This is a genomic window from Uliginosibacterium paludis, from assembly GCF_039631355.1.
In the GTDB taxonomy this organism is placed as follows: Bacteria; Pseudomonadota; Gammaproteobacteria; order Burkholderiales; family Rhodocyclaceae; genus Uliginosibacterium; species Uliginosibacterium paludis.
In genome coordinates this window covers 264,552-290,737 of sequence record NZ_JBDIVF010000003.1, presented here as the reverse complement: position 1 = coordinate 290,737, position 26,186 = coordinate 264,552, and the positions used below count along the sequence as shown (strand labels likewise).

Below are 26,186 nucleotides of genomic sequence, written 5' to 3'. Positions count from 1 at the left end.
CAATCGGGTACGCGGCTCACGCAGCCTGAAGCAGGAACTACATCCTCGGCATCATGCCCTTGAGGCCCTTCAGACCTCCCATGCTCCGCATGAGCTTGGCCATCCCGCCGCCGGAAAACTGCTTCATCATTTTCTGCATCTGCTCGAACTGATTCAGCAGGCGATTCACCTCCTGAACCTGAACCCCTGCCCCCGCCGCAATGCGCCGCTTGCGCGAAGCCTTGATGAGATCGGGATTCGAACGTTCGGCAGGCGTCATCGAATTGATGATGCCTTCAACCCGGGCCATGGCTTTTTCAGGCGCGCCGGCCTGCATCTGGGAGGCAGCCTGCGCAATCTGGGCCGGCATCTTATCCATCAGGCTGGACAGCCCGCCCATCTTGCGCATCTGTGCCATCTGATCCTTGAAGTCATTCAGATCGAAGCCCTTTCCCTTGCGCAGTTTGTCAGCAAGGTCGCGAGCCGCTTTTTCATCGACGGCCGTGCGAGCTTCCTCCACAAGGGACAGGATGTCTCCCATGCCCAGAATACGGCTGGCCATGCGATCCGGATGAAACTCGTCAAGCCCCGTCAGCTTCTCGCCTACGCCAGTGAACTTGATCGGCGCCCCGGTCACATGACGAACGGAGAGCGCCGCACCACCACGTGAATCACCATCCAGCTTGGTGAGCACAACGCCGGTCAGCGAAAGCGCCTCGTTGAATGCACGCGCGGTATTGACAGCATCCTGCCCCAACATGGCATCCACAACAAACAGCGTCTCGATGGGTTTGATGCTGGTCTGAAGCTGCTTGATTTCAGCCATCATCTGTTCGTCGATCGTGATGCGGCCAGCGGTATCAACAAGCAGCACGTCAAAATAGTGACGCTTCGCGTAATCGATGGCAGCCAGCGCAATATCAACGGGCTTCTGGTCCGACGACGACGGGAAGAATTCCGCGCCGGCCTGCCCTGTCACCGTCTCAAGCTGGGCGATCGCCGCTGGACGATAGACGTCGCATGACACCGTCAGCACCTTCTTGCGGTGCTTTTCCTTCAGGTATTTCGCCAGCTTGCCAACAGTAGTGGTCTTGCCCGCCCCCTGAAGACCAGCCATGAGCATTACGGCAGGAGGCTGGGTTGCAAAGTTGAGGCCGGACTGGGCGCCTCCCATGATGGCTGCGAGCTCGTCCTGCACCACGCCGACAAGCGCCTGCCCTGGCGTCAGCGAACCGACAACCTCTTGCCCGAGTGCCTTTTCCTTGATCCGGGCGATCAGTTCCTTGACAACAGGCAGTGCCACATCGGCTTCAAGCAAAGCCATGCGCACTTCGCGCAACATGTCGGCAATATTGTCTTCGGTCAGGCGGGCCTGGCCACGCAGTGTCTTGACGACCTGAGCAAATCGGTTTGTAAGGTTATCGAGCATTACGGAGTTTCGTTGGCAGGAACCGGGTTTGCGCCGGTTCTGTTGGGCGTTAAACTGGATGAATGTCTCTCATTCTACTGCATCTGCTTCCGGCCACGTTTTATGTGGCGCTTGCGGTTTTCAGCCTCCCTCGGACTGGAGCACGCCACTCCGACGGCAGGCACATAGCAGCCCTGCTGCTATTCACGGCCTTGTGCAGCCATGCCTTTGCCCTGGGTGAGGTGATGCTGGGAGACGGCGAATTCCACTTCGGACTTTCCATCGCCCTGTCGCTCACCCTCTGGCTGGCCATGCTCTTCTACAGTCTGGAGAGCCTGGTGCGTCCAATCAAGCCACTGCTCTCCGTCGTATCGATAGCATCTGCCGTCTTTGTGGTGCTTCCGATCCTGAGCCCGGGCCACCCTCACACCCTGGATGCTGGAAACTGGGCATTTCGAATGCATGTTGTGGTCGCGATGCTGGCCTACAGCCTATTCACTCTCGCGGTCTTTCATGCACTGCTGATCGCCGCAGCAGAACGTCATTTGCACGGACGCACTTCAGTCAGCATCGAGCACGCACTCCCGCCGCTGCTCACGCTTGAACGCCTGCTGTTCCGGTTGATCAGCACCGCCTTTACTTTTCTGACATTGACTGTTGCTTCCGGGGTGTTGTTTTCGGAGCAGATTTTCGGAAAACCCTTCACTTTGACGCACAAGGCGGTTTTCGGAATCGCATCGTGGCTGCTGTTCGCGATCCTGCTGGCCGGGCGCTGGCATCGTGGCTGGCGCGGAAAGACAGCGACGCACTGGCTTCTCGCGGGGTTCGCCTGCCTCCTGCTTGCTTACGCGGGCTCGAGATTTGTCCTCGAATACATCCTGAACCGCAGCATCTAGGAGGCACCGGTGGCCCCGACGGACTGACGGGAGGCGCTCCATCTGCCGGATATGAAAACCCTCGAGGGTTTACAATTGCATGAATTCCAAGCCAACATGAAGTATCAGCTTTAACCCGTTGTTTGACCGGCTTTAAATTCATAAAAAAATGGCAACTTCCCCGCAATCGGCACTGAGTGGTCTGGCCAGAGCACTGATTCAGCACAAGCTTCTGAGCGAAGCTGATGCGCTGGCCTGCTCAGCCTCTGGAAACTCTCCGGGTGGCTTTGCCGCCGAAGTGGTTCAGAAGGGCTTCATCAAGGCTGCCGACCTTGCGTCCTTCTGCGCAACAACTTTCGGCTACCCCTGGCTGGATCTCGCGTCCTATGACGAAAGCTATGTTGCCAAGGACGCCATTGACGCCAAGCTGATGGCGAAACATCAGGTCATAGGCCTCTCAAAACGCGGCAACAGGATCTTCGTTGCCCTCCCGGACCCCAGTAACCTTCGTGCGCTGGATGAAATCCGGTTTCAGACAGGCCTCGCCGTCGACCCCGTTGTGGTCGAAGTGGATAAGCTGGGGCGCCTGCTTGCCAAGCTCACCGAGTCGCTGTCTTCTGCGCTGTCCAATCTTTCAACCACGGACGACTTCGACCTGGACACCCTGTCCGAGGCAAACCCTGAGGAAGCGGTGTCCGACGCCGGCGCAGCGGAAGTCGATGATGCGCCCGTCGTGCGCTTCATCCAGAAAATGCTCGTCGACGCCATCAACGAAGGCGCTTCCGACATCCATTTCGAGCCCTACGAAAAGTACTACCGGATCCGTTTCCGAACCGACGGCATCCTCAGGGAAATCTCGCAGCCGCCGCTGGCGCTGAAAGAAAAAATCGCGGCGCGGATCAAGGTGATTTCCCGTCTCGACATATCCGAGAAACGCGTTCCGCAGGATGGGCGGATGAAGCTCGTCCTGTCAAAAAACAAGGCGATCGATTTTCGGGTTTCAACGCTTCCCACACTGCATGGCGAAAAAATCGTCATGCGGATCCTGGACCCAAGCAGTGCCATGCTAGGGATCGACGCACTAGGCTACGATCCAGACCAGAAAGCCGCGCTTCTGGACGCCATCGAGCGCCCATACGGCATGGTGCTGGTCACCGGACCAACCGGCTCGGGCAAAACCGTTTCGCTCTATACCTGTCTGAACATCCTCAACAAGCCGGGCGTCAATATCTCGACGGCTGAAGATCCTGCAGAAATCAATCTTCCAGGCATCAATCAGGTTTCAATGAACGACAAGGCCGGGCTGACCTTCGCCGTGTCGCTCAAGGCCTTCCTGCGCCAGGATCCCGACGTCATCATGGTGGGTGAAATCCGGGACTTGGAGACGGCCGAGATTTCGATCAAGGCAGCACAGACCGGCCACATGGTGCTGTCGACACTGCACACGAATGACGCCCCAACGACCCTGGAACGTCTCCGCAATATGGGTGTAGCCCCATTCAACATTGCGTCTTCAGTCATCCTGATCACGGCACAGCGCCTTGCCCGACGTCTTTGCAGCTGCAAGAAACCGCTCGACATTCCCCTTGAAGCCCTGATCGAGGCGGGCTTCAGCGAGTCCGACCTGGACGGAAGCTGGCAGGCTTACGGCCCCGGCGGCTGTGATCGCTGCAAGGGCTCGGGATACAAGGGCCGGGTCGGCATCTACCAGGTCATGCCGATCACTGACGAGATCCAGCGCATCATCATGTCGGGTGGCAACTCGATGGATATTGCGGCGCAAGCACAACTGGAAGGCATCAGTGACCTGCGCCAATCAGGCCTGAGAAAGGTCAAGCAGGGGCTGACCTCCCTGACAGAAGTTCTGGCCAGTACAAACGAATAAACGCACCGGAAAACGAACATGGCAACTGCAGCCCGCACCGTACGACGTCCCGCCACGGCACAACAACAGGAAAACCTGTTTGTCTGGGAGGGAAAAGACAAGTCAGGAAAAATCGTTCGCGGCGAACTTCGCGCCCAGACGGAAAATGTCGTGCAAGCCACGTTGCGTAGGCAAGGCATAGCAGTCACAAAAATCAAAAGACGCTCATTTGGCCGAGGCAGCAAGGTCAAACAAAAAGATATAGCAATATTTACCAGGCAGTTGGCCACAATGATGCGAGCAGGAGTGCCGCTACTCCAATCATTCGATATCGCGATAAAAGGCACATCAAATGCAGCGCTCGGTCGTCTTTTGAACGATATTCGCAGCGACATTGAAACGGGGACCAATCTCGCAAACGCCTTAAGAAAGCATCCCGCTCACTTTGATGCGCTCTACTGCAATCTTGTTGCTGCCGGCGAGCAATCAGGCGCGCTGGAAAACCTGCTGGACCGAATTGCGATTTATCAGGAAAAGATGCTCGCCCTGAAAAGTAAATTGAAGTCGGCCATGTTTTACCCTATCTCGGTGCTCGTTGTCGCCGGTGCCGTTACCGCTGTCATGATGATTTTCGTCATTCCGGAGTTTAAAAAGGTCTTTACCAGCTTTGGAGCCGATCTCCCTGCCCCAACACTATTTGTGATGGCTCTCTCCGACTTTTTTGTTGAAAATGGCTTTTTCATACTGCTTGCGCTGATCGCCGCAATTGTAGGATTTGTGTTTGCGTACAAGCGCTCGCCAGCGATGCAAGCTTCAATAGACAGAATGAGTCTCCAACTCCCCGTCGTTGGAGACATCCTTCGCAAAGGCAGCATCGCACGCTGGACTCGAACTCTATCAACGATGTTTGCCGCGGGCGTGCCGCTTGTCGAGGCACTGGACTCCGTAGCCGGGGCATCTGGAAATCACATTTATAAAGTCGCTACAAAAAACATTCAGAATGAGGTCGCTACCGGCACAAGTCTGACTGTAGCCATGCAAGGCTCCCAAGTTTTTCCTGCAATGGTGGTTCAGATGGTCTCCATCGGGGAGGAGTCCGGCCAGTTGGACAGCATGTGCGGAAAAGTTGCCGACTTTTTCGAACGTGAAGTCGATGACCTTGTCGCAGGTCTCTCACAGTTGCTTGAGCCGATCATCATCGTATTTCTCGGTACGGTTATTGGCGGCATGGTCGTCGCAATGTACCTCCCGATCTTCAAACTCGGCCAGGTTGTCTAAACACCAACAGGCTATCTGATCCGTCACGCGGCGCCCAGGCGCCGCTCTTTTCATTCAGCAGGCTATTTCACTTTCATGTTCGAACTTCTGAACACTCCGATCAATCTGGCTTTCGCATGCGGAATCGTTGGCCTTTGTGTAGGCAGTTTCCTCAATGTGGTGATCCATCGATTGCCCAAGATGCTCGAGCGCCGCTGGGAGGCGGAAGCAGCTGAAATGCGGGGAGAAGATTCTGCTGCGCACGCACCGCTTACCTTGTCTACCCCCCGCTCGCGCTGTCCTCACTGCGGGCACCAGATCACCGCCCTGGAGAACATTCCGCTTGTGAGCTATCTGGTTTTGCGAGGCAAATGCAACCACTGCAAGGCTGCCATCAGCCCCCGCTATCCGATCATCGAATGTCTCAGTGCAGCCCTGTCAGTCGCGGTTGCATGGAAATTCGGGCCAAGCCTTGCAACAGCCGGAGCGCTGATCATGGTGTGGTCGCTGATTGCCCTGACCTTCATCGATCTGGACACTTATCTGCTCCCTGACGACATTACCCTGCCACTCCTGTGGCTGGGTCTCGCCTTCAACGTTCAAGGCGTTTTCACGACCCTTGAAAGTGCCGTAATCGGTGCCATGGCAGGCTATCTCTCGCTCTGGTCGGTTTTCTGGCTGTTCAAGCTGGTCACGGGCAAGGAAGGAATGGGTTACGGTGACTTCAAGCTTCTGGCCGCCATCGGGGCTTTTCTTGGCTGGCAAGTCCTGCCGGCAGTGATCCTGCTTTCGTCGGTCGTGGGCGCTATTGTCGGGATTTCGCTCATGGTGTTCGCCAAGCACGCCAGGGAGACGCCCATCCCGTTCGGCCCCTATCTGGCAGCAGCGGGAGTCATTTCGCTGTTCTCCGGAAGCAGCCTGATTTCAGTTTTTCTTCCGGTGTGAGGGGCTTGAACTTTTCGTTCTTGCCCTGATTTCCGCTCCGGGCGGCAACCTTTGACAGCGCACGCAACTCCGCTGTTTTTGGTGCGCCGCCAATGAGATAGAATCACCGGCTCAGGAGAACGATATGCCCATCTATGAATACCGTTGTGGTGACTGCGGCCACAAGAAGGATCACCTTCAGAAGCACAGTGATGCACCCATTGAAAGCTGCCCGGCATGTGGCAGCAAGACTTACGCCAAGCAGCTGACTGCAGCAGGCTTCCAACTCAAGGGCAGTGGCTGGTATGCAACCGACTTCAAGGGTAGCTCAGCATCCTGCCCTGCAGCGCCGGACGCCCCGCCGCCGCCCTGTGCAGACAACTGCGCCTGTCACTGACCGCCGTCTGGCCACATGAAGAAATACCTGATTACAGGACTGCTGGTGTGGGCTCCCCTGATCGTGACGGTCTGGGTGCTCAGTGCAGTGGTCAATACGCTTGACCAGTCACTGCTGCTGTTACCGCAAGCCTGGCAACCCAGCAATCTGATCGGATTCAAGCTCTGGGGGTTCGGCACGCTGGTCACGATTCTGGTTGTCATGCTCACAGGCATGGCTACCAGCAACTTCTTTGGCCAGCGCCTCGTGCGGACCTGGGAAGGCATCCTCAACAGGATTCCGGTTGTCAGGCAGATCTATTCGAGCGTCAAACAGGTTTCAGACACTCTTCTGGGGCCGGGCGGTCAAGCCTTCCGGAAAGCGCTCCTCGTTCAATATCCTCGTCAGGGAAGCTGGACCATCGCGTTCCAGACCGGAACGCCGGCCGGTCAGCTCGCAAGCCTTCTCCCTGCCGAAGCAGTCAGCGTCTATGTGCCGACCACGCCCAACCCGACATCGGGCTTTTTCCTCATGATGGATCGCAAGGATGTCGTGGAACTCGACATGTCGGTCGATGAGGCACTCAAATACATCATTTCGATGGGTTCTGTTGCCCCGCTGCCGGTGCGCGACTGAACATCGGACCGAGCTTCCCGCGAGAAGCCGGTCATCCAATACAAAACCGGATCATGGAGATCATTGATGCGTACCACCTATAGCGGCCTTGTTTCTGCCGCTCTGCTTGACCAGACCGTTACCCTCTTTGGCTGGGCCCACCGTCGTCGTGACCACGGTGGCGTGATCTTCATTGATCTGCGTGACCGCGAAGGTCTGGTTCAGGTGGTGTGCGACCCCGATCGGGCCGACACTTTCAAGGTTGCCGAAGGCGTCCGCAACGAATTCTGCCTGCGGGTAACAGGCAAGGTCCGTCGCCGTCCGGAAGGCACCACCAACGCCAACCTCATCTCCGGTGAAGTCGAAGTGCTGGCGCATGAAGTAGAAGTGCTGAATGCATCGGTCACGCCGCCTTTCCCGCTCGACGACGAAAACCTGTCCGAAAACGTCCGTCTGACGCACCGCGTCATTGACCTCCGTCGCCCTGCCATGCAGCGCAACATGCTGCTGCGTTACAAGACGGCGCGTGCTTTCCGTCGTTTCCTGGATGACGCCGGTTTCATCGACATCGAAACCCCGATGCTGACCAAGAGCACGCCGGAAGGCGCACGCGACTACCTCGTGCCGAGCCGCGTGCATGACGGTCAGTTCTTTGCCCTGCCCCAGTCTCCCCAGCTCTTCAAGCAGTTGCTGATGGTGGCCGGCTACGACCGCTACTACCAGATCACCAAGTGCTTCCGTGACGAGGACCTGCGCGCCGATCGCCAGCCCGAGTTCACCCAGGTCGATATGGAAACCTCATTCCTCGACGAGGGCGAGATCACGGCGATCATGGAGAACCTGATCCGTCACGTGTTCAAGGATGCCATCGACGTCGATCTGCCGAATCCCTTCCCGCGCATCACCTACCAGGAAGCCATGGCGCGCTACGGCTCCGACAAGCCCGACCTGCGCGTGACGCTGGAACTCGTCGACGTTGCCGACGCGATGAAGGACGTGGCCTTCAAGGTGTTCGCGGGTGCTGCCAACGACCCGAGCTGCCGTGTCACGGCACTGCGCATCCCGGGCGGTGCGGCACTGTCGCGCGGTGAGATCGACGGCTACACCGAGTTCGTGAAGATCTACGGTGCCAAAGGCCTGGCCTACATCAAGGTCAATGACGTCACCAAGCTGAACGAAGAAGGCCTGCAGTCGCCCATCGTCAAGAACCTGTCCGAAGCCTCCCTGAAGATCGTCATGGAGCGCACCGGCGCACAGTCCGGCGACCTCATCTTCTTCGGTGCCGACAAGGCCAAGGTCGTGTCCGACGCCCTGGGCGCGCTGCGCACCAAGATCGGCCACGAGAAGGGGCATGTCGACGGTCGCAAGTGGGCGCCGGCCTGGGTGATCGACTTCCCGATGTTCGACTACGACGAGGAAGCCAAGCGCTGGGTCGCCTGTCACCACCCCTTCACCTCGCCCAAGGACGAGCACCTCGAGTTCCTGGAGACCGATCCGGGCAAGTGCCTCGCCAAGGCCTACGATCTGGCATTGAACGGCTGGGAACTGGGCGGCGGCTCGGTGCGTATCCACCGCGCCGACGTGCAGGAGAAGGTCTTCAAGGCGCTCGGCATCGGCGAGGAAGAAGCGCAACTGAAGTTCGGCTTCCTGCTCGACGCGCTGAAGTATGGCGCGCCGCCGCACGGTGGTCTCGCCTTCGGCCTGGACCGCATCGTGACCATGATGACCGGCGCCGAATCGATCCGCGACGTGATCGCCTTCCCCAAGACGCAACGCGCACAGTGTCTGCTCACGCAGGCCCCGAGCCCGGTCGACGAGAAGCAGTTGCGCGAGCTGCACATCCGTCTGCGCAATCTGCCCAAGGCGGAAAGTGCTGCGGAATAAATCCGGTCTGACGCAGAATCGGGGGCGGGCTTGAGGCCCGCCCTTTTTCATTCTTCCGGCCCCCATGCCGGCAATCCCCAAGAGTACCGGGAGGCCATGATGGCAGCAGAAAACGAAGCACTGCAGATCCTGAATGCACAGACACGCGACATCGGCTTTCCTGTCCGCCGTCTGCTTCCCCAGATCTCCCGGCGCTCCATCGGCCCCTTCGTTTTTCTCGACCACATGGGCCCTGCCAGATTTCCGGCAGGCAGCACGGAAAACGACGTGCGGCCGCACCCTCACATCGGACTGGGCACACTCACCTATCTGTTCAGTGGCGCCATGATGCACCGGGACAGTCTCGGTGTTGTGCAGAGGATCCTGCCGGGCGCTGTCAACTGGATGTGTGCGGGTCGTGGCATCAGCCATTCCGAGCGCATCCCGGAGGATGTACGTGCGGCGGATGAGGCAGTGGAAGGCATCCAGATGTGGTTGGCTCTGCCAGAACCCCTTCAGGAAGCCGAACCGGCCTTTCGCCACTACCCTGAAAGCGCGCTGCCCGCTTGGCAACAGGACGGCGCAGACTGGCATCTCCTGATTGGTGAATGGGGCACACGCCGCTCACCGGTTGCCGTACCCTCCAGCACCTTCTATGCCGCCGGCAAGCTCGGTGCAGAGGCGATATTCGAGTTTCCTGCGGAGGTCGAAGAACGCGCCGTGTACGTGGCGCAGGGCGCCCTGGTGTCGGACGGCCAAAGGCTGCAGGCTGGCAGTCTCGTCGTCCTCGCACCAGGCAGCACGCCTGTCTTTCGCGCCACGGAATCTGCCCGCGTCATGTTGCTGGGCGGCGCCCCGCTCGACGGTCCGCGGTACATGTGGTGGAACTTCGTCTCGAGTTCGCGCGAGCGGATCGAAAAAGCAGCGGCAGACTGGAACGCCGGCAGATTCCCGGAAGTCCCCGGCGAACACGATCGCATTCCCGCACCTGCACTCAAACCAGAACAGAGAAACTGATGTCTGCAGCCCACGACGACCGCAAGAAAACATCCTGCCGCTTCGAACTGAGCGCCACCGCGCCGCTTGCCGAGCGCAAACCCAAAGTCCTGACGCAGCATGGCCATGTCCGGACGGATGACTATTTCTGGATGAACAAGCCTCGCTCGCGGGCACTCCTTGCGCACCTGGAGGCGGAGAACGCCTATGCGTCCGGGGTCCTGGCTCCGACCCAGGATTTGCAGAACGCGCTCTATGAAGAAATGCTCGCGCGAATCCAGGAAACGGACCTTTCCGTTCCGGTGAAATATGGCAAATGGATGTACCTCAGTCGCACCGAGCAGGGGGCGCAGTATCCGGTTCATCTGCGCAAGCGCATTCCAGACGGCCCGGGCAACTGGGAAGACTCGGCCGAAGAAATCCTGCTTGACGAAAACCTTGAGGCTACTGGCAAGGCCTTCTACGAAGTGGGCGACTATGAAATCAGCCCGAGCGGCCGCTATCTGGCCTGGACGGAAGACACCCGCGGGCAACGCAGCTATCGGCTGCGCCTGCGCGATCTGAAAACGGGTCGGAATCTTCGTCTGACTCGCCAGGGCGTGGTCAGTCTTGCCTGGGCAGAAGACGAGAGCGATACGGGCCTCACGCTCTTCTTCGTCACGGAAGACCCCAGGACGCGCCGCGCCTGCTCGCTCTGGCGTCAGCACCTGAGTGAAAAAACACCGACGCTGCTCTTCGAGGAAACCGATGAGCGCTTCAATCTGCTGGTTTTCAAGACCCGCTCGCGCGGCTTTATCGTGGCCAGCAGCAGCAGCCACATCACCAGCGAAGCGCGCGTGCTTCCGGCGTTGCTACCCTGCGGCCGGTGGCGCGTGGTGCAAAAACGGCGTGCCGGCGTGGAATACGAAGTGGATCACCATGGCGAGCACCTCTACCTCCGCAGCAACGACATCGGGCCCAACTTCCGGCTGCTCCGCGCCCCTTGCACCGCGCGCCTCGGCATACGTCCCGACGCTGACGAATCGCCATGGGAAGAAGTCCTGCCCCATCGCGAATCGATTGTGCTCGAAGGCATCGATCTCTACCGCGACTGGATGATCGCTACTGAACGCCTCGACGGCGTACCCCGACTCGCAGTGACCCGCTTCGCCACCGGAGAAACGCACCCCGTCGCGTTCAGCGATCCTGCCTGCGTCGTCGATCTGGAAGACCTTCCGGAGTGGGACACGCCGATCCTTCGTTATACCTACGAATCGATGACGACGCCCGATTCGGTCTTCGACTACGACCCCATCACACGACAATCCACCCTGCTCAAACGCCAGCCGGTACTGGGAGGCTTCGATCCGGCGCACTACTGCTCCGAGCGCATCCATGCCGAAGCCAGTGATGGCACGCGGATTCCCGTTTCGCTCGTCTACCGCAAGGGGCTTGCACTCGACGGCACCGCCCCGCTCTGGCTTGATGGTTACGGCGCCTACGGGATCTGCAACGACCCCTGGTTTTCTGCAACGCGACTTTCGCTGCTCGACCGCGGCTGGGTTTTCGCGCTGGCCCACGTCCGCGGCGGTGGCGACCTGGGTCAGCGCTGGCATGAGGCCGGCAAACTCGAATGCAAGCGGAACAGTTTCAGCGATTACATCAGTTGCGCCCGCACACTGGCCGCGCGCGGCTACACCCGCGAGGGCCGTATCCTCGCCAATGGTGGCAGTGCGGGCGGCCTGCTGGTGGGTGCCGCACTCAACATGGCACCGGGGCTTTTCGGTGCCGCGATCATGGAAGTGCCCTTCCTGGATGTCGTCACCACCATGCTGGACCCGGATCTGCCCCTGACCGTCGGCGAATACGAGGAATGGGGAAACCCGGGCAAGCCACGCGATTACCGCCGAATGCTGGCCTACTCCCCCTATGACAATATCCAAGCGCGTGACTACCCGCCCATGCTGATCGAAGCCGGCCTGCATGACACGCAGGTCATGGTCTGGGAGCCTGCGAAATACGTGGCAAAACTCCGCCGCATGAAACAGGATCCACACCCCCTGCTGCTGCTTACCAGCATGGAGGCGGGCCATGGCGGCGCTTCAGGCCGCTATGACTCGCTGCGCGAGCGCGCCAGGCAGCTGGCCTTCGCGCTCTGCTGTCTGGGCTGACATTGGGGGCATGGGCGAGAATCGACCGGGGCGGGTGCCTATCCTGAAAAGCCCTGCCCTCAAGAAAAGCGTCGCCCGTGCCGTACATGGCGACAACAGCCACGCCTGCGCGCCAGCCAATGCCCCAGAAAATCGAAGATATTTCGGTCCTGATCGTGGACGCCAACGCCGGCATGCGCACCCAGCTGCGCAACATGCTCGGCCTGTGCGGCATCACGAAGCTGGCGCTTGCGGTGTCGGCGGGCGTCGCCGTGCGCAAGCTGCGGGACCAGAACTTCGACATCGTGCTGTGCGAGTACCATCTGGGTGACGGTCAGGACGGCCAGCATCTGCTTGAAGACCTGCGCCACCACCACCTGATCCCGCTGGCGACCCTCTTCCTGATGATCACCGGCGAGAGCCAGCATGAAAAGGTCATCAGCGCCGCCGAACTCGCCCCCAACGACTACATCCTCAAACCCTTCTCGGCTGACAAGCTGCTGAGCCGGATCTCGCGCGCGCTCTCCAAGCGCGACATCTTCATCCCGACCTACAAGCTGATCGAAGCCGGCAACACGCTGGAAGCCATCGAATCCTGCCGCAAGGGCGAAGCGGAAAACCCGCAATACCTGATCGATTTCCTCCGTCTGCGGGCAGAACTGCATATCTCGGCGGGCCAGGCGGCAGAGGCGCAGGAAGTCTACGATCGCGTCCTCGATACCAAGGCCGTGCCCTGGGCGAAACTGGGCCTGGCCAAGACGCTCTACATGCAGAAACAGTTCGGTGCGGCAGAAGAGCATCTGAAAGAATTGCTGGCCGAAAACGAAATGTATCTGGATGCCTACGACTGGCTTGCCCGGACCCGCGAGGCGGCCGGCAGGCTCGACGAGGCCAAGGAAGCCCTCGAATCAGCGGTGAAGGTGTCGCCTCACACGGTCCGCCGCCTGCGCAAGCTGGGTGAAGTCTCGACGGCGGTGGGCGACATGGCGACGGCCACACGCGTTCTCAATACCGTCGTCGCCAAGGGCAAGTATTCGGACTTCCGCGATCCCGAAGATCACGTCCTGCTCGTCAAGGCACAGCTCGGCTCGGGTGACGCAGCGGGCGCCGCAAACACCGTGCGCGACCTGGAGCGGAGCATGGACGGCCAGCCCAAGATGGCGCTTTGCAAGGCGCTGTCTGACGCAATGGTGGCCACGCATGCAGGAGACAGCGACAAGGCGGCCGCCGCCCTCAACGAAGCCATCAAGTTCAATGACCCGCGCCTGGGCGCCTCGATGTCGATCAAGAAAGACCTTGCCCGCATCTGCATCGAGAACAAGCAGGACGAAAAGGCCGCCGAAGTCATCATGGATGTGATGCGCCACGCAGCGGACGACGCCGCGGTCGAGGCGATCAAGAACATGCTGATCGAGCTTGGCCGGCCGGAACTCGGCCACCAGCTTGCCGAGCGCATCCGCAGCGAGGTGCGCAGCATCATGACGGAAGGCGCCCAGCTCGCCCAGAGTGGCGACTATGACGGTGCGGTGCGCCAGATGCTCGACGCCTCCGAAAAACTGCCCGGCAACACGAACGTGGCATTCAATGCTGCGCTGGCACTGCTCAAGCACATCGAGAACATCGGCTGGAACGAACACTTCGCCCGCAACGCCAAGCGCTTCATCGACCGCGTCCGCAAGGAAGACCCCGGCAACCGGCGCCTCGCCGCACTGGTCAATTACTACCACGCGCTGCTGAAGAAAAACGGCATCAGCCCCGAGCAGATACGTTAGGGCCGGCAAGGCAGACGGGCCTCAAGCTGAAACATGCCGCTGCTAGAATGCCGGCATGCGATTCCTCAAGTTCTTCCAGCCCATTCTGCTGGCGCTCTGCCTGCTGGCCTCGGGCCCTCTGGCTGCACGCAACGACGCGGCCTTCAGCGGCAACACGATCTCCCGCTCGGCCCTGCCCTCGGAAGCCCGCGACACCCTTCGACTGATCGAACGCGGCGGCCCTTTCCCCTACAGCCGGGATGGCATCGAGTTCCAGAACCGCGAACGCAGGCTGCCCGCGCAGCGCCGGGGCTATTACCGCGAGTACACCGTCCCGACACCCGGTGAGCGCTCCCGTGGCGCCCGCCGCATCATTTCCGGCAGCGAACGCGAGTACTACTACACGGCCGATCATTACCGCAGCTTCCAACGGATCACCCAATGAAGATCACGCCACCGGCGCCTGACGCCGTCGAAATGCTTCGCCTGCCAGCCCGGGCCGGCATCTATGCCTGCAGTGAAGAAAGCGCCCGGGCGCTGTTTCATGCGGGGCCGAACGCGGGTTTCAATGCTTATCGCATCGATCTGAATCTGGCGCTCGACGAAACGAAGCTCCACCATGTGCTCTCGCGTGCGCTGCATTTCCCCGAGTGGTACGGCCACAACTGGGACGCCCTGGCAGACTGCCTGACCGATATGTCGTGGAACGAGGCGGACGGCTATGTGATTCTCATGCAGCGCGCCGAAGTCTTTGCCAACGCCGATCCGGCAGGCTTCTCGACCCTGCTCGGGATCCTGCGCGACACGGTCGCCTTCTGGCGCGACCAGGGTCAATCCTTCTGGGTGCTCTTCATCGGAGACATCCCGGAGCTCGGAAGGCTCGAGGTTCATACTTGAACAAGCCCTTCAAGCAGCCGGAATCCGTGCTGGTCGTCATCCATACGCCGGACCTGCAGGTACTCCTGATCGAACGCGCGCTCCACCCCGGATTCTGGCAATCCGTCACCGGCAGTCTGGAACCCGGCGAAACGCCGGCCCGGACAGCCGTCCGTGAGCTTTTCGAGGAAACCGGCATCCGTGCGGCGCCGGGCATGCTGCAGGACTGGCGCATCACGAACCGCTTCGAGATTCTGGAGCGCTGGCGTGATCGCTACGCCCCGGGCGTCACCCACAATCTCGAACACGTCTTCAGCCTCTGCGTGCCGCAGGCTCTGCCAGCCACGCTCGCCCCCGAGGAACATCGTGACCAGTGCTGGCTGCCGTATCAGGCCGCGGCAGAAAAGTGCTTTTCCTGGAGCAACCGGGACGCGATCCTGATGCTGCCGGCGCGGCCAGTGCGCTGAGCCCCCTCCGAGGGTCTGACAGAAACGTGCAATGTTCACGCTTTTCAATGCGCTAGAATCGCCCCTTTCTGCTCACCCCCGAACAAGGTAGAACAATGTCCGCAGACACACAGCAGCTGGCGCCCGCCCTCAAGGCCGAAATCCTTGCGGAAGCACTGCCCTACATCAAGCGTTTCTTCGACAAGACCATCGTCATCAAATACGGTGGCAATGCGATGACCGATCCGCAGTTGCAGGATTGCTTCGCACGCGATGTGGTGCTGCTCAAGCTCGTCGGCATGAATCCGGTGGTGGTGCACGGCGGCGGCCCGCAGATCGACGATCTTCTCAAGCGGGTGGGCAAGCAGGGGCAGTTCGTCCAGGGCATGCGGGTCACCGATGCGGAGACCATGGACATCGTCGAGATGGTGCTCGGCGGTCAGGTGAACAAGGACATCGTCAATCTCATCAACAAGCACGGTGGCAAGGCAGTGGGCCTGACCGGGGCGGATGGCGCCTTCATCCGCGCACGCAAGCTGATGATGCCGAACAAGGACAATCCGGAAGAGATGCTCGATATAGGCCAGGTCGGCGAGATTTCCTCGATCGACCCTTCGATCATCAGCTTCCTGGACGCCGGCGACTTCATTCCGGTGATTGCACCGATCGGCATCGGCGAGTCGGGTGAGACCTACAACATCAATGCCGACCTCGTCGCCGGCAAGCTGGCCGAAGTACTCAAGGCCGAAAAACTCATCCTGCTGACCAATACACCGGGCGTGCTGGACAAGTCCGGCAAGCTGCTGACCGGACTCACGCCGCGCCAGATCGACGATCTGGTCGCCGACGGCACGCTCTCCGGCGGCATGCTGCCCAAGATCAGCTCCGCGCTCGACGCCGCCCGCAGCGGCGTGCATTCGGTGCACATCATCGATGGCCGTGTCGAGCACTGCCTGCTGCTCGAAGTGCTGACCCACCACGGCGTGGGCACGATGATCAAGAGCAAGTGACGCGGGTCGGCCGGGGCGGCCCTGCCGCTCCGGCCTCAGGCGGCCAGTTTGGCTGCCACGAAAGCGCTCAGGCTGCCCACGGTTTCGAAGGTTGAACCATCGATATCGTCGTCAGCCAGATGAAAGCCGAAATGCTCCTCCAGCGCGGCAATCACGCCAACGACCGCCATCGAATCCAGCTCCGGCACCGCTCCCAGCAGCGGGGTTTCATCATCAAACGAGGCAGTGCGTCCGCCAAGGCCCAGGACTTCTTCCAGAACCTGCAGGACCTGCTGACGGGTAGTATCAAGCGAAGACACGATTCTTTCCTTCGGGATGCTGCGCGAAAGGGCGGGATTATAAGCCCAGGCGCGACCTGCCCGGCTCCGTGAACACACAGCATGCAAGACTCCTGGCTTCTCCATCATCTTGTTGAACGCAGCGCGGAACGCAGCCCTGCCAGCCCGGCGCTGAGCGCGGGCCAGAGCACGATCAGCTATGCAGAGCTCTGGCAGGCCACGCAGGCCTTCGCTTGCGGACTGATGGCGCTCGGCCTGCCCCGCCACGCCCGCATCGGTATCTGGCTCGACAAGCGCCCCGAGGCAGTCATTGCAAGCTTCGGCGCGGGTCTCGCCGGCTGCGTGTTCGTGCCGATCAATCCGCTCCTCAAACCGGAGCAGGTCGCCTACATCCTCCGCGACTGCAAGGTCAGCCTGCTGCTGACCTCACCCGAGCGCCTGGCCACGCTCGGCGCCGTGCTGCCGCAATGCCCGGATCTCGAACACCTCCTGCTGACTGCACCCGCAAAGCTTCCCGGCGTTACGCCGGTACCGCATCAGTGGCATGACTTCCTGCTGGCCGAGGCCGAGCCTCGCCCCGCGGCCACCGAGCTGGACATGGCGGGCATCCTCTACACCTCCGGCAGCACCGGTCGGCCCAAGGGCGTGGTGCTTTCGCACCGCAACCTGGTGGCCGGCGCGAAAAGCGTGGCGGCCTACCTTGGCAACCATGCGGGTGACAGCCTGCTGGCCGTACTGCCGCTGTCCTTCGATGCAGGCTTCTCGCAACTGACGACCGCATTCCATGTTGGCGCACGCGTCGTGCTGCTCAACTACCTGATGCCGCGCGACATCGTGAAGGCGCTGGAGCGCGAGCGCATCACCGGCCTCACGGCCGTACCGCCGCTCTGGATCCAGCTCGCCGCCCTGAAGCTGCCGGACACGGTCGCGAAGCACCTTCGCTACTTCGCCAACACCGGCGGCCACATGCCGCGGCAGACCCTGGATGCGCTCAGGCAGCAACTGCCCGACAGCCAGCCCTTCCTCATGTATGGCCTGACCGAAGCCTTTCGTGCGACCTGGCTGCCGCCCGCCGAAGTGGATCGTCGCCCGGACTCCATCGGCCGGGCGATTCCCGACAACGAAGTATTCGTGCTGCGTGAGGATGGCAGCGAATGTGCGCCGGACGAGCCCGGCGAGCTCGTGCAGCGCGGCCCGCTGGTGGCCATGGGCTACTGGAACGATGCGGAGAAAACGGCGGAGCGCTTTCGCCCGCTGCCCGCGGCGCTGCGCCCCGAGGGACTGGTCCTGCCCGAGGTGGCGGTGTATTCGGGCGACACGGTGCGCCGGGATGCCGACGGCTTCCTCTACTTCATCGGCCGGCGTGACGAAATGATCAAGACCTCCGGCTACCGGGTCAGCCCCGGCGAAGTCGAAGAAGAAGTCCATGCCACCGGTCTCGTCACCGAATGCGCAGCCTTTGGCGTACCGCATCCCGCGCTCGGTGCGGCCATCGTGCTGGTCGCCTGCCCGACTGCGGGCGCCGATGCGGCAGCACTGCTGGCTGCGCTCAAGCCGCGCTGCCCGGCCTGGCAATGGCCAGCCCACATCGATATGCGCACAGCCCCCCTGCCCCGCAATGCCAATGGCAAGATCGACCGCAAGCGCCTCGCGGGCGAATTCGCCACCCTCTTTGAAAGCCAGCCATGACTGCCCGCCCCGTTCATGCGCCGATGACGCAGTTTCCGGTACGCGATGGCGAGCTGATGCTGGCCGGCATCCCGCTGACGCAACTGACGGAGCAGCTTGGCCAGACGCCTTTCTATGCCTATGACAGAGGCGTGATCGATCGCCGGGTGGCCGAGCTGCGCAGCGCACTGCCGCCCGCCATCAAGCTGCATTACGCCATCAAGGCCAACCCGATGCCGGCGCTCGTATCGCATCTTGCCCGCCAGCTCGACGGGCTGGATGTCGCCTCCGGCGGCGAGCTGGAGGTCGCACTGGCCAGCGGCAGCAATCCGCAGGAAATTAGTTTTGCCGGCCCCGGCAAGCGCGAAGCGGAGCTTGAAGCTGCGGTGCGTGCGGGGGTGCTGCTGAATGTGGAATCCTTCCGCGAGGTCGAACACCTCTCCGGGATCTCGCAGCGCCTGGGGCTCGCGGCCAGGGTGGCGGTGCGCGTGAATCCGGACTTCGAGCTGAAATCCTCAGGCATGAAGATGGGCGGCGGGCCCAAGCCCTTCGGCGTGGATGCGGAAGACGTGCCTCGCCTGCTCCGCCGCATCGGCGAGCTGGGACTCGCGTTCGAAGGTTTCCACCTCTTTGCCGGTTCGCAGAACCTGCGCGCCGAAGCCATCGTGGAAGCGCAGCAGCTGAGTTTCGATCTGGCGCTTCGGCTCGCGGCCAGCGCGCCGGCTCCGGTCCGCTGCCTGAATCTCGGCGGCGGTTTCGGCGTGCCTTATTTCCCCGGCGAGCTGCCGCTGGATCTGGCGCCGATCGGCGAAAACCTGGCGGTACTGGCCAGCCGTGCGGCCGGCGAGCTGCCGCAGGCCAGCCTGGTCATCGAACTCGGCCGCTATCTGGTGGCAGAAGCCGGCATCTATGTCTGCCGCGTGCTGGATCGCAAGATCTCGCGCGGCCAGGTCTTTCTCGTCTGTGATGGTGGCCTGCACCACCATCTGGCGGCTTCAGGCAACTTCGGCCAGCTGATCCGCAAGAATTATCCCGTCATCATCGGCAACAAGGCGACCCCGGCGGAAACCGAAATCGCATCGGTCGTGGGGCCGCTGTGCACGCCGCTCGACATTCTGGCCGACCGCATGACACTGGCGATCGCCGAGCCGGGAGATCTGGTGGTGGTCTTCCAGAGTGGCGCCTATGGCCGGAGTGCCAGCCCGGCCGGATTCCTCGGGCATCCGGCCGCGGCTGAAATCCTGCTCTGAAGGCCGGGCTCAGCCCTTCAGCCAGGCATTGCGCAAGCCAAGGGATTTCGCCGAGCCGGCATCCAGCCCCAGCGCGCACTCTTCCAGGCGCGGCGCTTCGAGCACCGGCTTGAAGTGACGCAGCTCGTCGCGGCGGAAGACCAGCAGATCCAGTGTCTCCCCCGTCTGGCAACGCGCGAGGAGACTGTCGAGATTACCGGCAGTCACGCGCAGGCCATTGAGCGCGACCAGCTCGTCACCGGCCGAAAGACCTGCCGCCTGAGCGCTGCCGCCTTCGATCACATTGGCCAGCTTCAGCACTGTGCCCTCGGCCTTCGTGCGGATGCCAAGCCCGCTGATGCGAGCAGCCGCCTTGCGCGACAGCGTCACGCCAAAGGGCTTGAGCAGGCGGGCCAGCGGCACGTCTTCACAGCCTTCGGCCCAGCGGGCAATCTCGCGCCGCACGTCCACACCGGTGGCTTCTTTCACGATGGCCGGCATGGCGCCTTCCGGCACGCCCGACGAGCCTTCGCCGTAATGCCGCCACAGATGCCGCATGACATCGTCAAGCGACTTCGCGCCAGCAGTTTTCGTCCGGATCAGCAGATCCAGGCCGAGTGCCACCAGCGAACCCTTCTGGTAATAGCTGACGATGGCATTGGGGCTGTTTTCGTCCTGCCGGTAATACTTGGTCCAGGCATCAAAGGACGACTGCGCCACGCTCTGATGCAGGCGCCCCGGATTGCGCTCCACCGCCGTGACCGTCTTGGCCAGCAGGGAGAGGTATTCGCCCTGCGAAATCAGGCCCCCACGCACCAGCGCCAGATCGTCGTAATAGGAAGTGAAGCCTTCGAAGACCCACAGCAGCCGGGTGTGGTTCTCGCGATCGAGCGCATAGGGCACGAAGGCCGCGGGTTTGATGCGCTTGACGTTCCAGGCATGGAAATACTCGTGGCTGCAGAGCCCGAGGAAGGTGCGGTAGCCATCGCTCGTGCTGCTGTCACCGATGACCGGCAGATCGTTGCGCGAGCAGATCAGGGCCGTGCTGTCGCGGTGCTCCAGGCCGCCGTAACCATCACCGACGGCCAGGGTCATGAAGAGGTAGCGCGAGAAAGGTGGCGTCTTGCCGAAGAACCGGATCACGCTCTCGCAGGTTTTCTTCAGGTCGGCCGCCAGTCTTGCCGTGTCAAACCTCGCCACGCCGGTTACGACCATTTCATGCGGCACGCCGCAGGCTTCGAATTTCACCGACTGCCAGCTACCCATCTCGACCGGATGATCCACCAGCGTGTCGTAATCGGGCGCTTCGCGCAGGCCGAAGCCGGCCTTGTCGACACTGCGCCGGCCCACGGCGGGCAGCGTCGTGGCCACTTTCCATGCGGCAAAGGCCTCGCCTGCCGGCCGGCAGATCTCGACCCGGTGCGTCTCCGTTTCGCGCCCCGCCACTTGCAGGAAAAGCTGGGTACCGTTGAAGAAGCCGTGGCTTTCATCCAGGTGTGCGCAGCGCACCGAGAGATCCCAGGCGTAGATCGTGGCCTGCACCGTCAGCGCAGCACCGGCCTTGAGCGGAGCGGTCTGCCAGGAATGCTTGTCGAGCTGGGTCAGGGCGACGCTGCGCTCGCCTTGCGAGGCTTTCAGCTCGACGATGTTGCGCGCGAATTCGCGGATCATGTAGCTGCCGGGAATCCAGGCCGGCAACCTCAGCACTTCACCCTCCAGCGAGGGCTCCGGAACCGCCAGCGTGACCCGGAACAGATGGGCCTGGGGGTTCATGGCTTCCACGCGATATTCAATAGTCATTTTCCGAAATCCAGATGGTCAATTTTCGAAAAACCAATAGTCATTTTTCGAAATTCTGCCGGTTGTACGATGAAGACAATGCTAACTGAAGCAGCCCGGTCCGGTCGCGTCACAAGACGGCGCGGCTGACGACATCAACAGGGCTTGTCAGTCAGTACTCCTAGTGTTTACCCTGATCACTCCTTCAGTCCACTGGAAAATCCTCATGCCCAGCACACGCAGACTGCTTTGCCTGATTGTCACCAGCCTCCTTCTTGGAAACGCCGCAGCACAACAGGCCGAGCCGATGCCTGCGCCGCCGTCCGGCTCGTCGCCGGCCCGGTCAGACAGCGTGCTGAAAACTGTTTCGCTGATCATGGGCGAGCCGAACTACTCGGTGGATGGCGCCTACCAGGAGTTGGAGGAAGGCTTCTACAGCAAGCCGGAACTCGTCTCCGGCAGCCGCATCTTTGCACCACTCAATGAAATCATCCTCAACCTCGGCGGCGAGGTCACACTTGACCCTGCCGAGCAAAGCGGCCGCTACACCCTGGCCGGACACTCCGTGTGGCTCAAGGCAGGCCAGCTTGAAGCCACGGTGGATGGCAAGGAAGTCCACACCGACATCGTGCCGCAATGGCGCAAGGGGAATCTGTGGGTGTCGGCCTACTGGTTCTTCGATCAGTTCGGTGCCTGGAGCAAATGGGATGTGCCGCGCCAGCGTTACACCGCCTCGCTGGTTCTGCCGATCAGCGCCAAGGTCAGCGGCTTTACGCTGGGCGGCAAGCTGACCGAAGCCACGCTCGACAAGCAGACCGCTGCCTTCTGGGCCAGCGATGACGGGCTGCGTGCAGCGAAGGTGATTCTCGGCTATCAGAATCCGGATGGCGGCTGGCCCAAGCTCGAACGCAACGTAAGCCTGCTCTCGCCGGTCAACCGTGAAGCCCTGGAAGGCTTCAAGGCCAAATCGACCATCGACAACGACTCCACCACCAAGCAGATCAAGGCGCTCGCCGCAGCCTATGCAGCACACCGGGATGACAGCATCCGCTCCGGTATCGACAAGGGGCTGGACTACCTGCTCTCGGCCCAGTTGCCCAATGGCGGCTGGCAGCAGTACTGGCCTGCACCGCTCGGCTACAAGGCACGCATTACCTTCAACGATGACGCCATCGCCAATGTGCTGGAGATCCTCCGCGACGTCGCAGCCGTTCAGGGCGACTTCGCCTTTGTCTCGCCAGTCCAGGCCAGGCGCGCGAGCGCTTCCTATGAAGCCGGCATCAACCTGATCCTCAAGACCCAGATCACGGTCGCCGGCAAGCGCACCGGCTGGTGCGCGCAGTATGACGAGAATACCCTGCAGCCAGCGATGGGCCGCGCCTTCGAACTGCCCTCGATTTCGGGTGGCGAGAGCGTGAATGTCGTGCGCTTCCTGATGAGCATCGAGAAGCCTTCGGCCGAGGTCATCCGCGCCGTGCAGGACGCGGTGGCCTGGCTGGACAACGTCAAGCTCAAGGGGGTCAAGCGCGTGCGCAGGAATGATCCGACCCTGGAATACGGCTTTGACTTCGTGCTGGAAAAATCGGCGCCGGAAGACGTGACCTGGGCCCGCTTCTACCGGCTCAGTGATGGCCAGCCCCTCTTCTCTTCGCGTGACAGCCAGCCACGCGAGCGCTTCGAGGACGTGAACTACGAGCGCAGGGTGAAGTACAACTGGCTCACAGGTGAGGCTGCGCCGCTGCTGGCCAAGGACTATCCAGCCTGGATCGTCCGCCACAATCTGCCCTCGGTGCTGAAGCCCTGAGTCGTGCCGGATGCGGCCGGATCCACCCGACACGGATCCGGCCGCATCCGTTCCTGCTGAACTCGAACAGGAATACGGGGTCTGTCAGCACATGAAGACCCACACCACGCCCGCTAACCACGCACCGCGCAGCATCCTGATCCTCCACTCCAGCATCGATGGACACACACAGGCCATCTGCGAACGGCTGCAACGGACATTTCATGACAAAGGCATCAATGTCACATTGCTGCCGCTGCAGGATTTCTCGCCTGCCGGCCACGATCCGGAGCTTGTCGTAATCGGCGCCAGCATCCGCTACGGTCACCACCGTCCGGCACTTGCCCGCTTGCTGCAGCAACACGTCTGCTGGCTCGCGCGGCGCCGTCAGGCTTTTTTCTCGGTCTGCCTCACCGCGCGCAAACCCGGCAAGGCGAGCCCTGAAGGCAATGCCTATGTCCGCCGCTTCCTGAAAAACACCGGCTGGCAACCCGAGCCCTGCGCCGTTTTCGCCGGCAAGCTCGACTATGCGCGTTACCGGCCGCTCGATCGCCTGATGATCCGTCTCATCATGCACATGACCGGCGGCCCGACCGATCCCGCAACCTGTGTGAGTTACACTGACTGGCAGGCGGTCGAGCAGTTTGCCCAAGCCTGCCTGGTCCGGGGTGACACGCCGGAATCCATCGCCAGATGAACCCGGCGAACTTGCCAAGCCACGGCTTTACCTGTGCAATGCCGGATTCCGATAACACTCAGGAGCATGCATGATCGACCTCTTCTACGCCCCGACCCCCAACGGCCACAAGATCGCCATCCTGCTCGAAGAACTCGGCCTGCCCTACCGGATCATTCCGATCAACATCCGCAAGAACGACCAGTTCCTGCCCACCTTCCTCAAGATCGCCCCCAACAACCGGATTCCCGCCATCGTCGATCAGGATTTCCCCGGCGGCCCGCTGGCCCTGATGGAGTCCGGCGCGATCCTGACCGTGCTGGCCGAGCAGCATGGTCGCTTCCTGCCGGCGGCAGGCCATGCAAGGGCGGCGGTACTGCAGTGGCTCAACTGGCAGATAGGCGGACTGGGACCGATGGCAGGCCAGAACCACCACTTCAACCAGTTCGCGCCGGAAAAGATTCCCTACGCGATGAAGCGCTACACCGATGAAACGGCCCGCCTCTATGGCGTACTCGACCGGCAGCTCGCCGGGCGCGACTACGTTGCCGGCGACTACTCGATTGCCGACATGGCGATCTACCCCTGGGTGCTGCTCCATGAACGGCAACTGATGGACATGACGCAGTTCCCCAACGTGGCGGCCTACATCGCACGCATGGGCGAACGCCCGGCGGTGCAGCGGGCCTATGCCGAGGGCGCGAAGTTCAACTGGGAGGCAAGCCTCACCGAAGAAGCGCTGCAGGCGCTGCTCAAGGCCTGAGGCATGCCATGTCGCCGCATCTGATCAGCGCCCTGACCGATCTGGCCGACAGCGCGCTGATCCTGCCCCTGTGCATGATCCTCGCCGTGGGGCTGTGGCTGCTGGAGTCCCGCCGCATGGCGGGCCACTTCCTGCTCGCACTCCTTGCCTGTCTGGCCACGATGACCCTGCTCAAGCTGGGCTTCCTGTCCTGCGGCCGGGCGCTCGGCAGCGCCGTGATGTCGCCCAGCGGCCACATGAGCCTGTCGACCTTCTTTTTCGGCGCGCTTGCCGCGATCGTGTTCGCCCGCCTCCCATCCCCCTGGCGCTGGCTCGCGCCGCTCACCGCGCTGGGCCTGGCGATCACGATCGGCGTCACCCGCGTGATGCTGGGCGCACACAATCCCGGTGAAGTCGTGATCGGCGGCCTGGCCGGGCTGGCCACGCTTGCTATCTTCGTCTGGCCCTACCTGAAGGATCGCCATCCGGGTCGTTCGCTGCGGCCCTTGCTGATCGCGCTGCTGCCGGTTTTCCTGCTCTGCTACGGCAGCCGTCTGCCGGCGGAAGAGTTGCTGCACCGGCTCATACCGCACATCCAGCCCGGCGCCTGTGTGGTGTAACAACCCGCGCGGCTCTTGACCTGCCTCGCCATGCGGCCGGATCCGCGCCGGTAAAATCCGGCCTCCTCGAAAGCAACCCTGGAACACCGAACATGAGCCTGCTGTCCGCTTCCCTGCTTGGCATCGACTTTGCCAGCCCCCTGATGAACGCCTCGGGTGTCTGCTGCCGCTACAACGAAGAACTCGACGCCATGCTGGCAAGTGATGCAGGCAGCCTGATCACCAAGAGCTGCACGCTGCTGCCGCGCGAAGGCAATCCGGAACCGCGCTACACCGCGACCGCGCTGGGCAGCATCAACTCGATGGGCCTGCCCAACGAAGGCTACGAGTACTACCTCGACTATGCGGTGAAACATGATTACGCGAAGAAGCCGCTCTTCATGTCGGTCGCCGGGCTCTCGCTCGAAGACAACATGGCCATGCTCACCGCAATCCGCGAAGCGAAGCTGCCGGCGATTGTCGAGCTGAATCTCTCCTGCCCCAACGTGCCCGGCAAGCCCCAGATCGCCTATGACTTCGAAGCCATGGAAAGCATGCTGGAAGCAGCCAGCCGCGTCTGGGCACAGCCCTTCGGCGTGAAGATGCCGCCCTACTTCGACATCGCCCACTTCGACGAAGCAGCGGCCATCCTCAACCGCCATCCGCTGGTGAAGTTCATCACCTGCATCAACTCCATCGGCAATGCGCTGGTGATCGACATCGAGCGCGAATCGGTGGTGATCAAGCCAAAGGACGGTTTCGGCGGCATCGGCGGCGACTATGTGCTGCCGACCGCCCTGGCCAACGTGAATGCCTTCTTCCGCCGCTGCCCGGACAAGCAGGTCATCGGCTGCGGTGGTGTGAAAAGCGGCGCCGAAGTGTTCATGCACCTGCTGGCCGGCGCTTCCCTGGTCCAGGTCGGCACCGCACTGCAGGAGGAAGGCTGCGGCATCTTCGCTCGCCTCAATGCGGAGCTCGCTGAAATCCTGCAGCGCAAGGGCTATCGCAGCCTGGAAGAGGTTCGCGGCAAACTGCGCACGCTCTGAGCAGTCCGCCAGGACAC

Annotated in this window: 24 protein-coding genes; 21 read left to right on the top strand and 3 right to left on the bottom strand. The window is 61.7% G+C overall.

Annotation, left to right across the window (positions count from 1 at the left end; all coding sequences use genetic code 11):
- Positions 1 to 37: 37 nt before the first annotated feature.
- Positions 38 to 1,408, bottom strand: a complete 1,371-nt coding sequence (ffh, locus tag ABDB87_RS10180; protein ID WP_345926591.1) for a signal recognition particle protein — start codon at positions 1,406 to 1,408, stop codon at positions 38 to 40.
- 62 nt (positions 1,409 to 1,470) lie between these two features.
- Between ffh and ABDB87_RS10175 the strand changes: the two genes are divergently transcribed.
- The 14 genes from ABDB87_RS10175 (at position 1,471) to argB (ending at position 16,369) form a co-directional block, all read left to right on the top strand.
- The gene (locus ABDB87_RS10175) at positions 1,471 to 2,283 is read left to right on the top strand and encodes a cytochrome C assembly family protein (RefSeq protein WP_345926589.1); all 813 of its coding nucleotides are present in this window, start codon (positions 1,471 to 1,473) and stop codon (positions 2,281 to 2,283) included.
- A 148-nt stretch (positions 2,284 to 2,431) separates the two neighbouring features.
- Positions 2,432 to 4,147 (top strand): type IV-A pilus assembly ATPase PilB, encoded by a 1,716-nt coding sequence (pilB, locus tag ABDB87_RS10170; protein WP_345926588.1) that lies wholly within the window; start codon positions 2,432 to 2,434, stop codon positions 4,145 to 4,147.
- An 18-nt stretch (positions 4,148 to 4,165) separates the two neighbouring features.
- The gene (locus ABDB87_RS10165) at positions 4,166 to 5,404 is read left to right on the top strand and encodes a type II secretion system F family protein (protein WP_345926587.1); all 1,239 of its coding nucleotides are present in this window, start codon (positions 4,166 to 4,168) and stop codon (positions 5,402 to 5,404) included.
- Between the two features lie 75 nt (positions 5,405 to 5,479).
- Positions 5,480 to 6,328 (top strand): prepilin peptidase, encoded by an 849-nt coding sequence (locus tag ABDB87_RS10160; protein WP_345926585.1) that lies wholly within the window; start codon positions 5,480 to 5,482, stop codon positions 6,326 to 6,328.
- Between the two features lie 124 nt (positions 6,329 to 6,452).
- On the top strand, positions 6,453 to 6,704 hold the full coding sequence (locus ABDB87_RS10155; protein ID WP_345926583.1) for an FmdB family zinc ribbon protein: 252 nt from the start codon (positions 6,453 to 6,455) through the stop codon (positions 6,702 to 6,704).
- Positions 6,705 to 6,719: 15 nt separating this feature from the next.
- Complete coding sequence (locus ABDB87_RS10150) at positions 6,720 to 7,319, top strand: DUF502 domain-containing protein (RefSeq protein ID WP_345926581.1); 600 nt, start codon at positions 6,720 to 6,722, stop codon at positions 7,317 to 7,319.
- A 66-nt stretch (positions 7,320 to 7,385) separates the two neighbouring features.
- A complete protein-coding gene (gene aspS / locus ABDB87_RS10145) occupies positions 7,386 to 9,182 on the top strand; it encodes an aspartate--tRNA ligase (protein WP_345926579.1) in 1,797 nt (598 codons plus the stop codon).
- A 96-nt stretch (positions 9,183 to 9,278) separates the two neighbouring features.
- Positions 9,279 to 10,178, top strand: a complete 900-nt coding sequence (locus ABDB87_RS10140; protein ID WP_345926577.1) for a pirin family protein — start codon at positions 9,279 to 9,281, stop codon at positions 10,176 to 10,178.
- Positions 10,178 to 12,307 carry a S9 family peptidase gene (locus tag ABDB87_RS10135; protein ID WP_345926575.1) on the top strand — a complete coding sequence of 710 codons (2,130 nt, stop codon included), beginning with the start codon at positions 10,178 to 10,180 and terminating at the stop codon, positions 12,305 to 12,307. The genes ABDB87_RS10140 and ABDB87_RS10135 overlap by 1 nt, the downstream gene beginning before the upstream one ends.
- Positions 12,308 to 12,426: 119 nt before the next feature.
- Entirely contained in the window at positions 12,427 to 14,058 is a 1,632-nt protein-coding gene (locus tag ABDB87_RS10130; RefSeq protein WP_345926573.1) for a tetratricopeptide repeat protein, read from the top strand.
- Between the two features lie 55 nt (positions 14,059 to 14,113).
- Positions 14,114 to 14,482, top strand: coding sequence for a guanyl-specific ribonuclease (locus tag ABDB87_RS10125; protein ID WP_345926571.1), 369 nt, complete (start codon positions 14,114 to 14,116; stop codon positions 14,480 to 14,482).
- Positions 14,479 to 14,934 (top strand): barstar family protein, encoded by a 456-nt coding sequence (locus ABDB87_RS10120; protein WP_345926568.1) that lies wholly within the window; start codon positions 14,479 to 14,481, stop codon positions 14,932 to 14,934. The genes ABDB87_RS10125 and ABDB87_RS10120 overlap by 4 nt, the downstream gene beginning before the upstream one ends.
- Positions 14,931 to 15,380, top strand: a complete 450-nt coding sequence (gene nudB / locus ABDB87_RS10115; RefSeq protein WP_345926566.1) for a dihydroneopterin triphosphate diphosphatase — start codon at positions 14,931 to 14,933, stop codon at positions 15,378 to 15,380. Before ABDB87_RS10120 ends, nudB begins: the two co-directional genes overlap by 4 nt.
- Before the next feature lie 95 nt (positions 15,381 to 15,475).
- On the top strand, positions 15,476 to 16,369 hold the full coding sequence (gene argB / locus ABDB87_RS10110) for an acetylglutamate kinase (protein ID WP_345926564.1): 894 nt from the start codon (positions 15,476 to 15,478) through the stop codon (positions 16,367 to 16,369).
- Positions 16,370 to 16,404: 35 nt separating this feature from the next.
- Here argB and ABDB87_RS10105 read toward each other — a convergent pair whose 3' ends face one another.
- Entirely contained in the window at positions 16,405 to 16,668 is a 264-nt protein-coding gene (locus tag ABDB87_RS10105) for an acyl carrier protein (protein WP_345926562.1), read from the bottom strand.
- Between the two features lie 81 nt (positions 16,669 to 16,749).
- Between ABDB87_RS10105 and ABDB87_RS10100 the strand changes: the two genes are divergently transcribed.
- Together ABDB87_RS10100 and ABDB87_RS10095 are read left to right on the top strand one after the other, a co-directional pair.
- A complete protein-coding gene (locus ABDB87_RS10100; protein WP_345926560.1) occupies positions 16,750 to 18,336 on the top strand; it encodes an acyl-CoA ligase (AMP-forming), exosortase A system-associated in 1,587 nt (528 codons plus the stop codon).
- Positions 18,333 to 19,565 carry a pyridoxal-dependent decarboxylase, exosortase A system-associated gene (locus ABDB87_RS10095; RefSeq protein ID WP_345926558.1) on the top strand — a complete coding sequence of 411 codons (1,233 nt, stop codon included), beginning with the start codon at positions 18,333 to 18,335 and terminating at the stop codon, positions 19,563 to 19,565. The genes ABDB87_RS10100 and ABDB87_RS10095 overlap by 4 nt, the downstream gene beginning before the upstream one ends.
- A 9-nt stretch (positions 19,566 to 19,574) precedes the next feature.
- Here ABDB87_RS10095 and ABDB87_RS10090 read toward each other — a convergent pair whose 3' ends face one another.
- Positions 19,575 to 21,344 (bottom strand): M61 family metallopeptidase, encoded by a 1,770-nt coding sequence (locus tag ABDB87_RS10090; protein WP_345926556.1) that lies wholly within the window; start codon positions 21,342 to 21,344, stop codon positions 19,575 to 19,577.
- A 205-nt stretch (positions 21,345 to 21,549) separates the two neighbouring features.
- Between ABDB87_RS10090 and pelA the strand changes: the two genes are divergently transcribed.
- From pelA to ABDB87_RS10065, 5 genes are all read left to right on the top strand, one after another.
- The gene (gene pelA, locus ABDB87_RS10085) at positions 21,550 to 23,127 is read left to right on the top strand and encodes a pectate lyase (protein ID WP_345926554.1); all 1,578 of its coding nucleotides are present in this window, start codon (positions 21,550 to 21,552) and stop codon (positions 23,125 to 23,127) included.
- Positions 23,128 to 23,218: 91 nt separating this feature from the next.
- Complete coding sequence (hemG, locus tag ABDB87_RS10080; RefSeq protein ID WP_345926552.1) at positions 23,219 to 23,803, top strand: menaquinone-dependent protoporphyrinogen IX dehydrogenase; 585 nt, start codon at positions 23,219 to 23,221, stop codon at positions 23,801 to 23,803.
- 70 nt (positions 23,804 to 23,873) lie between these two features.
- Positions 23,874 to 24,545, top strand: coding sequence for a glutathione S-transferase N-terminal domain-containing protein (locus tag ABDB87_RS10075; RefSeq protein ID WP_345926550.1), 672 nt, complete (start codon positions 23,874 to 23,876; stop codon positions 24,543 to 24,545).
- 8 nt (positions 24,546 to 24,553) lie between these two features.
- Positions 24,554 to 25,144: a phosphatase PAP2 family protein gene (locus ABDB87_RS10070; protein ID WP_345926548.1), complete on the top strand. Its 591-nt coding sequence runs from the start codon at positions 24,554 to 24,556 to the stop codon at positions 25,142 to 25,144.
- Between the two features lie 92 nt (positions 25,145 to 25,236).
- Complete coding sequence (locus ABDB87_RS10065) at positions 25,237 to 26,169, top strand: dihydroorotate oxidase (protein ID WP_345926546.1); 933 nt, start codon at positions 25,237 to 25,239, stop codon at positions 26,167 to 26,169.
- The last annotated feature ends 17 nt before the right edge of the window (positions 26,170 to 26,186 follow it).

Bases quoted from the DNA above. Each gene is read 5' to 3' on its own strand.
- ffh (WP_345926591.1), bottom strand. From the start codon at position 1,408: ATGCTCGATAACCTTACAAACCGATTTGCTCAGGTCGTCAAGACACTG.
- ABDB87_RS10175 (WP_345926589.1), top strand. From the start codon at position 1,471: ATGTCTCTCATTCTACTGCATCTGCTTCCGGCCACGTTTTATGTGGCG.
- pilB (WP_345926588.1), top strand. From the start codon at position 2,432: ATGGCAACTTCCCCGCAATCGGCACTGAGTGGTCTGGCCAGAGCACTG.
- ABDB87_RS10165 (WP_345926587.1), top strand. From the start codon at position 4,166: ATGGCAACTGCAGCCCGCACCGTACGACGTCCCGCCACGGCACAACAA.
- ABDB87_RS10160 (WP_345926585.1), top strand. From the start codon at position 5,480: ATGTTCGAACTTCTGAACACTCCGATCAATCTGGCTTTCGCATGCGGA.
- ABDB87_RS10155 (WP_345926583.1), top strand. From the start codon at position 6,453: ATGCCCATCTATGAATACCGTTGTGGTGACTGCGGCCACAAGAAGGAT.
- ABDB87_RS10150 (WP_345926581.1), top strand. From the start codon at position 6,720: ATGAAGAAATACCTGATTACAGGACTGCTGGTGTGGGCTCCCCTGATC.
- aspS (WP_345926579.1), top strand. From the start codon at position 7,386: ATGCGTACCACCTATAGCGGCCTTGTTTCTGCCGCTCTGCTTGACCAG.
- ABDB87_RS10140 (WP_345926577.1), top strand. From the start codon at position 9,279: ATGATGGCAGCAGAAAACGAAGCACTGCAGATCCTGAATGCACAGACA.
- ABDB87_RS10135 (WP_345926575.1), top strand. From the start codon at position 10,178: ATGTCTGCAGCCCACGACGACCGCAAGAAAACATCCTGCCGCTTCGAA.
- ABDB87_RS10130 (WP_345926573.1), top strand. From the start codon at position 12,427: ATGCCCCAGAAAATCGAAGATATTTCGGTCCTGATCGTGGACGCCAAC.
- ABDB87_RS10125 (WP_345926571.1), top strand. From the start codon at position 14,114: ATGCGATTCCTCAAGTTCTTCCAGCCCATTCTGCTGGCGCTCTGCCTG.
- ABDB87_RS10120 (WP_345926568.1), top strand. From the start codon at position 14,479: ATGAAGATCACGCCACCGGCGCCTGACGCCGTCGAAATGCTTCGCCTG.
- argB (WP_345926564.1), top strand. From the start codon at position 15,476: ATGTCCGCAGACACACAGCAGCTGGCGCCCGCCCTCAAGGCCGAAATC.
- ABDB87_RS10100 (WP_345926560.1), top strand. From the start codon at position 16,750: ATGCAAGACTCCTGGCTTCTCCATCATCTTGTTGAACGCAGCGCGGAA.
- ABDB87_RS10095 (WP_345926558.1), top strand. From the start codon at position 18,333: ATGACTGCCCGCCCCGTTCATGCGCCGATGACGCAGTTTCCGGTACGC.
- ABDB87_RS10090 (WP_345926556.1), bottom strand. From the start codon at position 21,344: ATGACTATTGAATATCGCGTGGAAGCCATGAACCCCCAGGCCCATCTG.
- pelA (WP_345926554.1), top strand. From the start codon at position 21,550: ATGCCCAGCACACGCAGACTGCTTTGCCTGATTGTCACCAGCCTCCTT.
- hemG (WP_345926552.1), top strand. From the start codon at position 23,219: ATGAAGACCCACACCACGCCCGCTAACCACGCACCGCGCAGCATCCTG.
- ABDB87_RS10075 (WP_345926550.1), top strand. From the start codon at position 23,874: ATGATCGACCTCTTCTACGCCCCGACCCCCAACGGCCACAAGATCGCC.
- ABDB87_RS10070 (WP_345926548.1), top strand. From the start codon at position 24,554: ATGTCGCCGCATCTGATCAGCGCCCTGACCGATCTGGCCGACAGCGCG.
- ABDB87_RS10065 (WP_345926546.1), top strand. From the start codon at position 25,237: ATGAGCCTGCTGTCCGCTTCCCTGCTTGGCATCGACTTTGCCAGCCCC.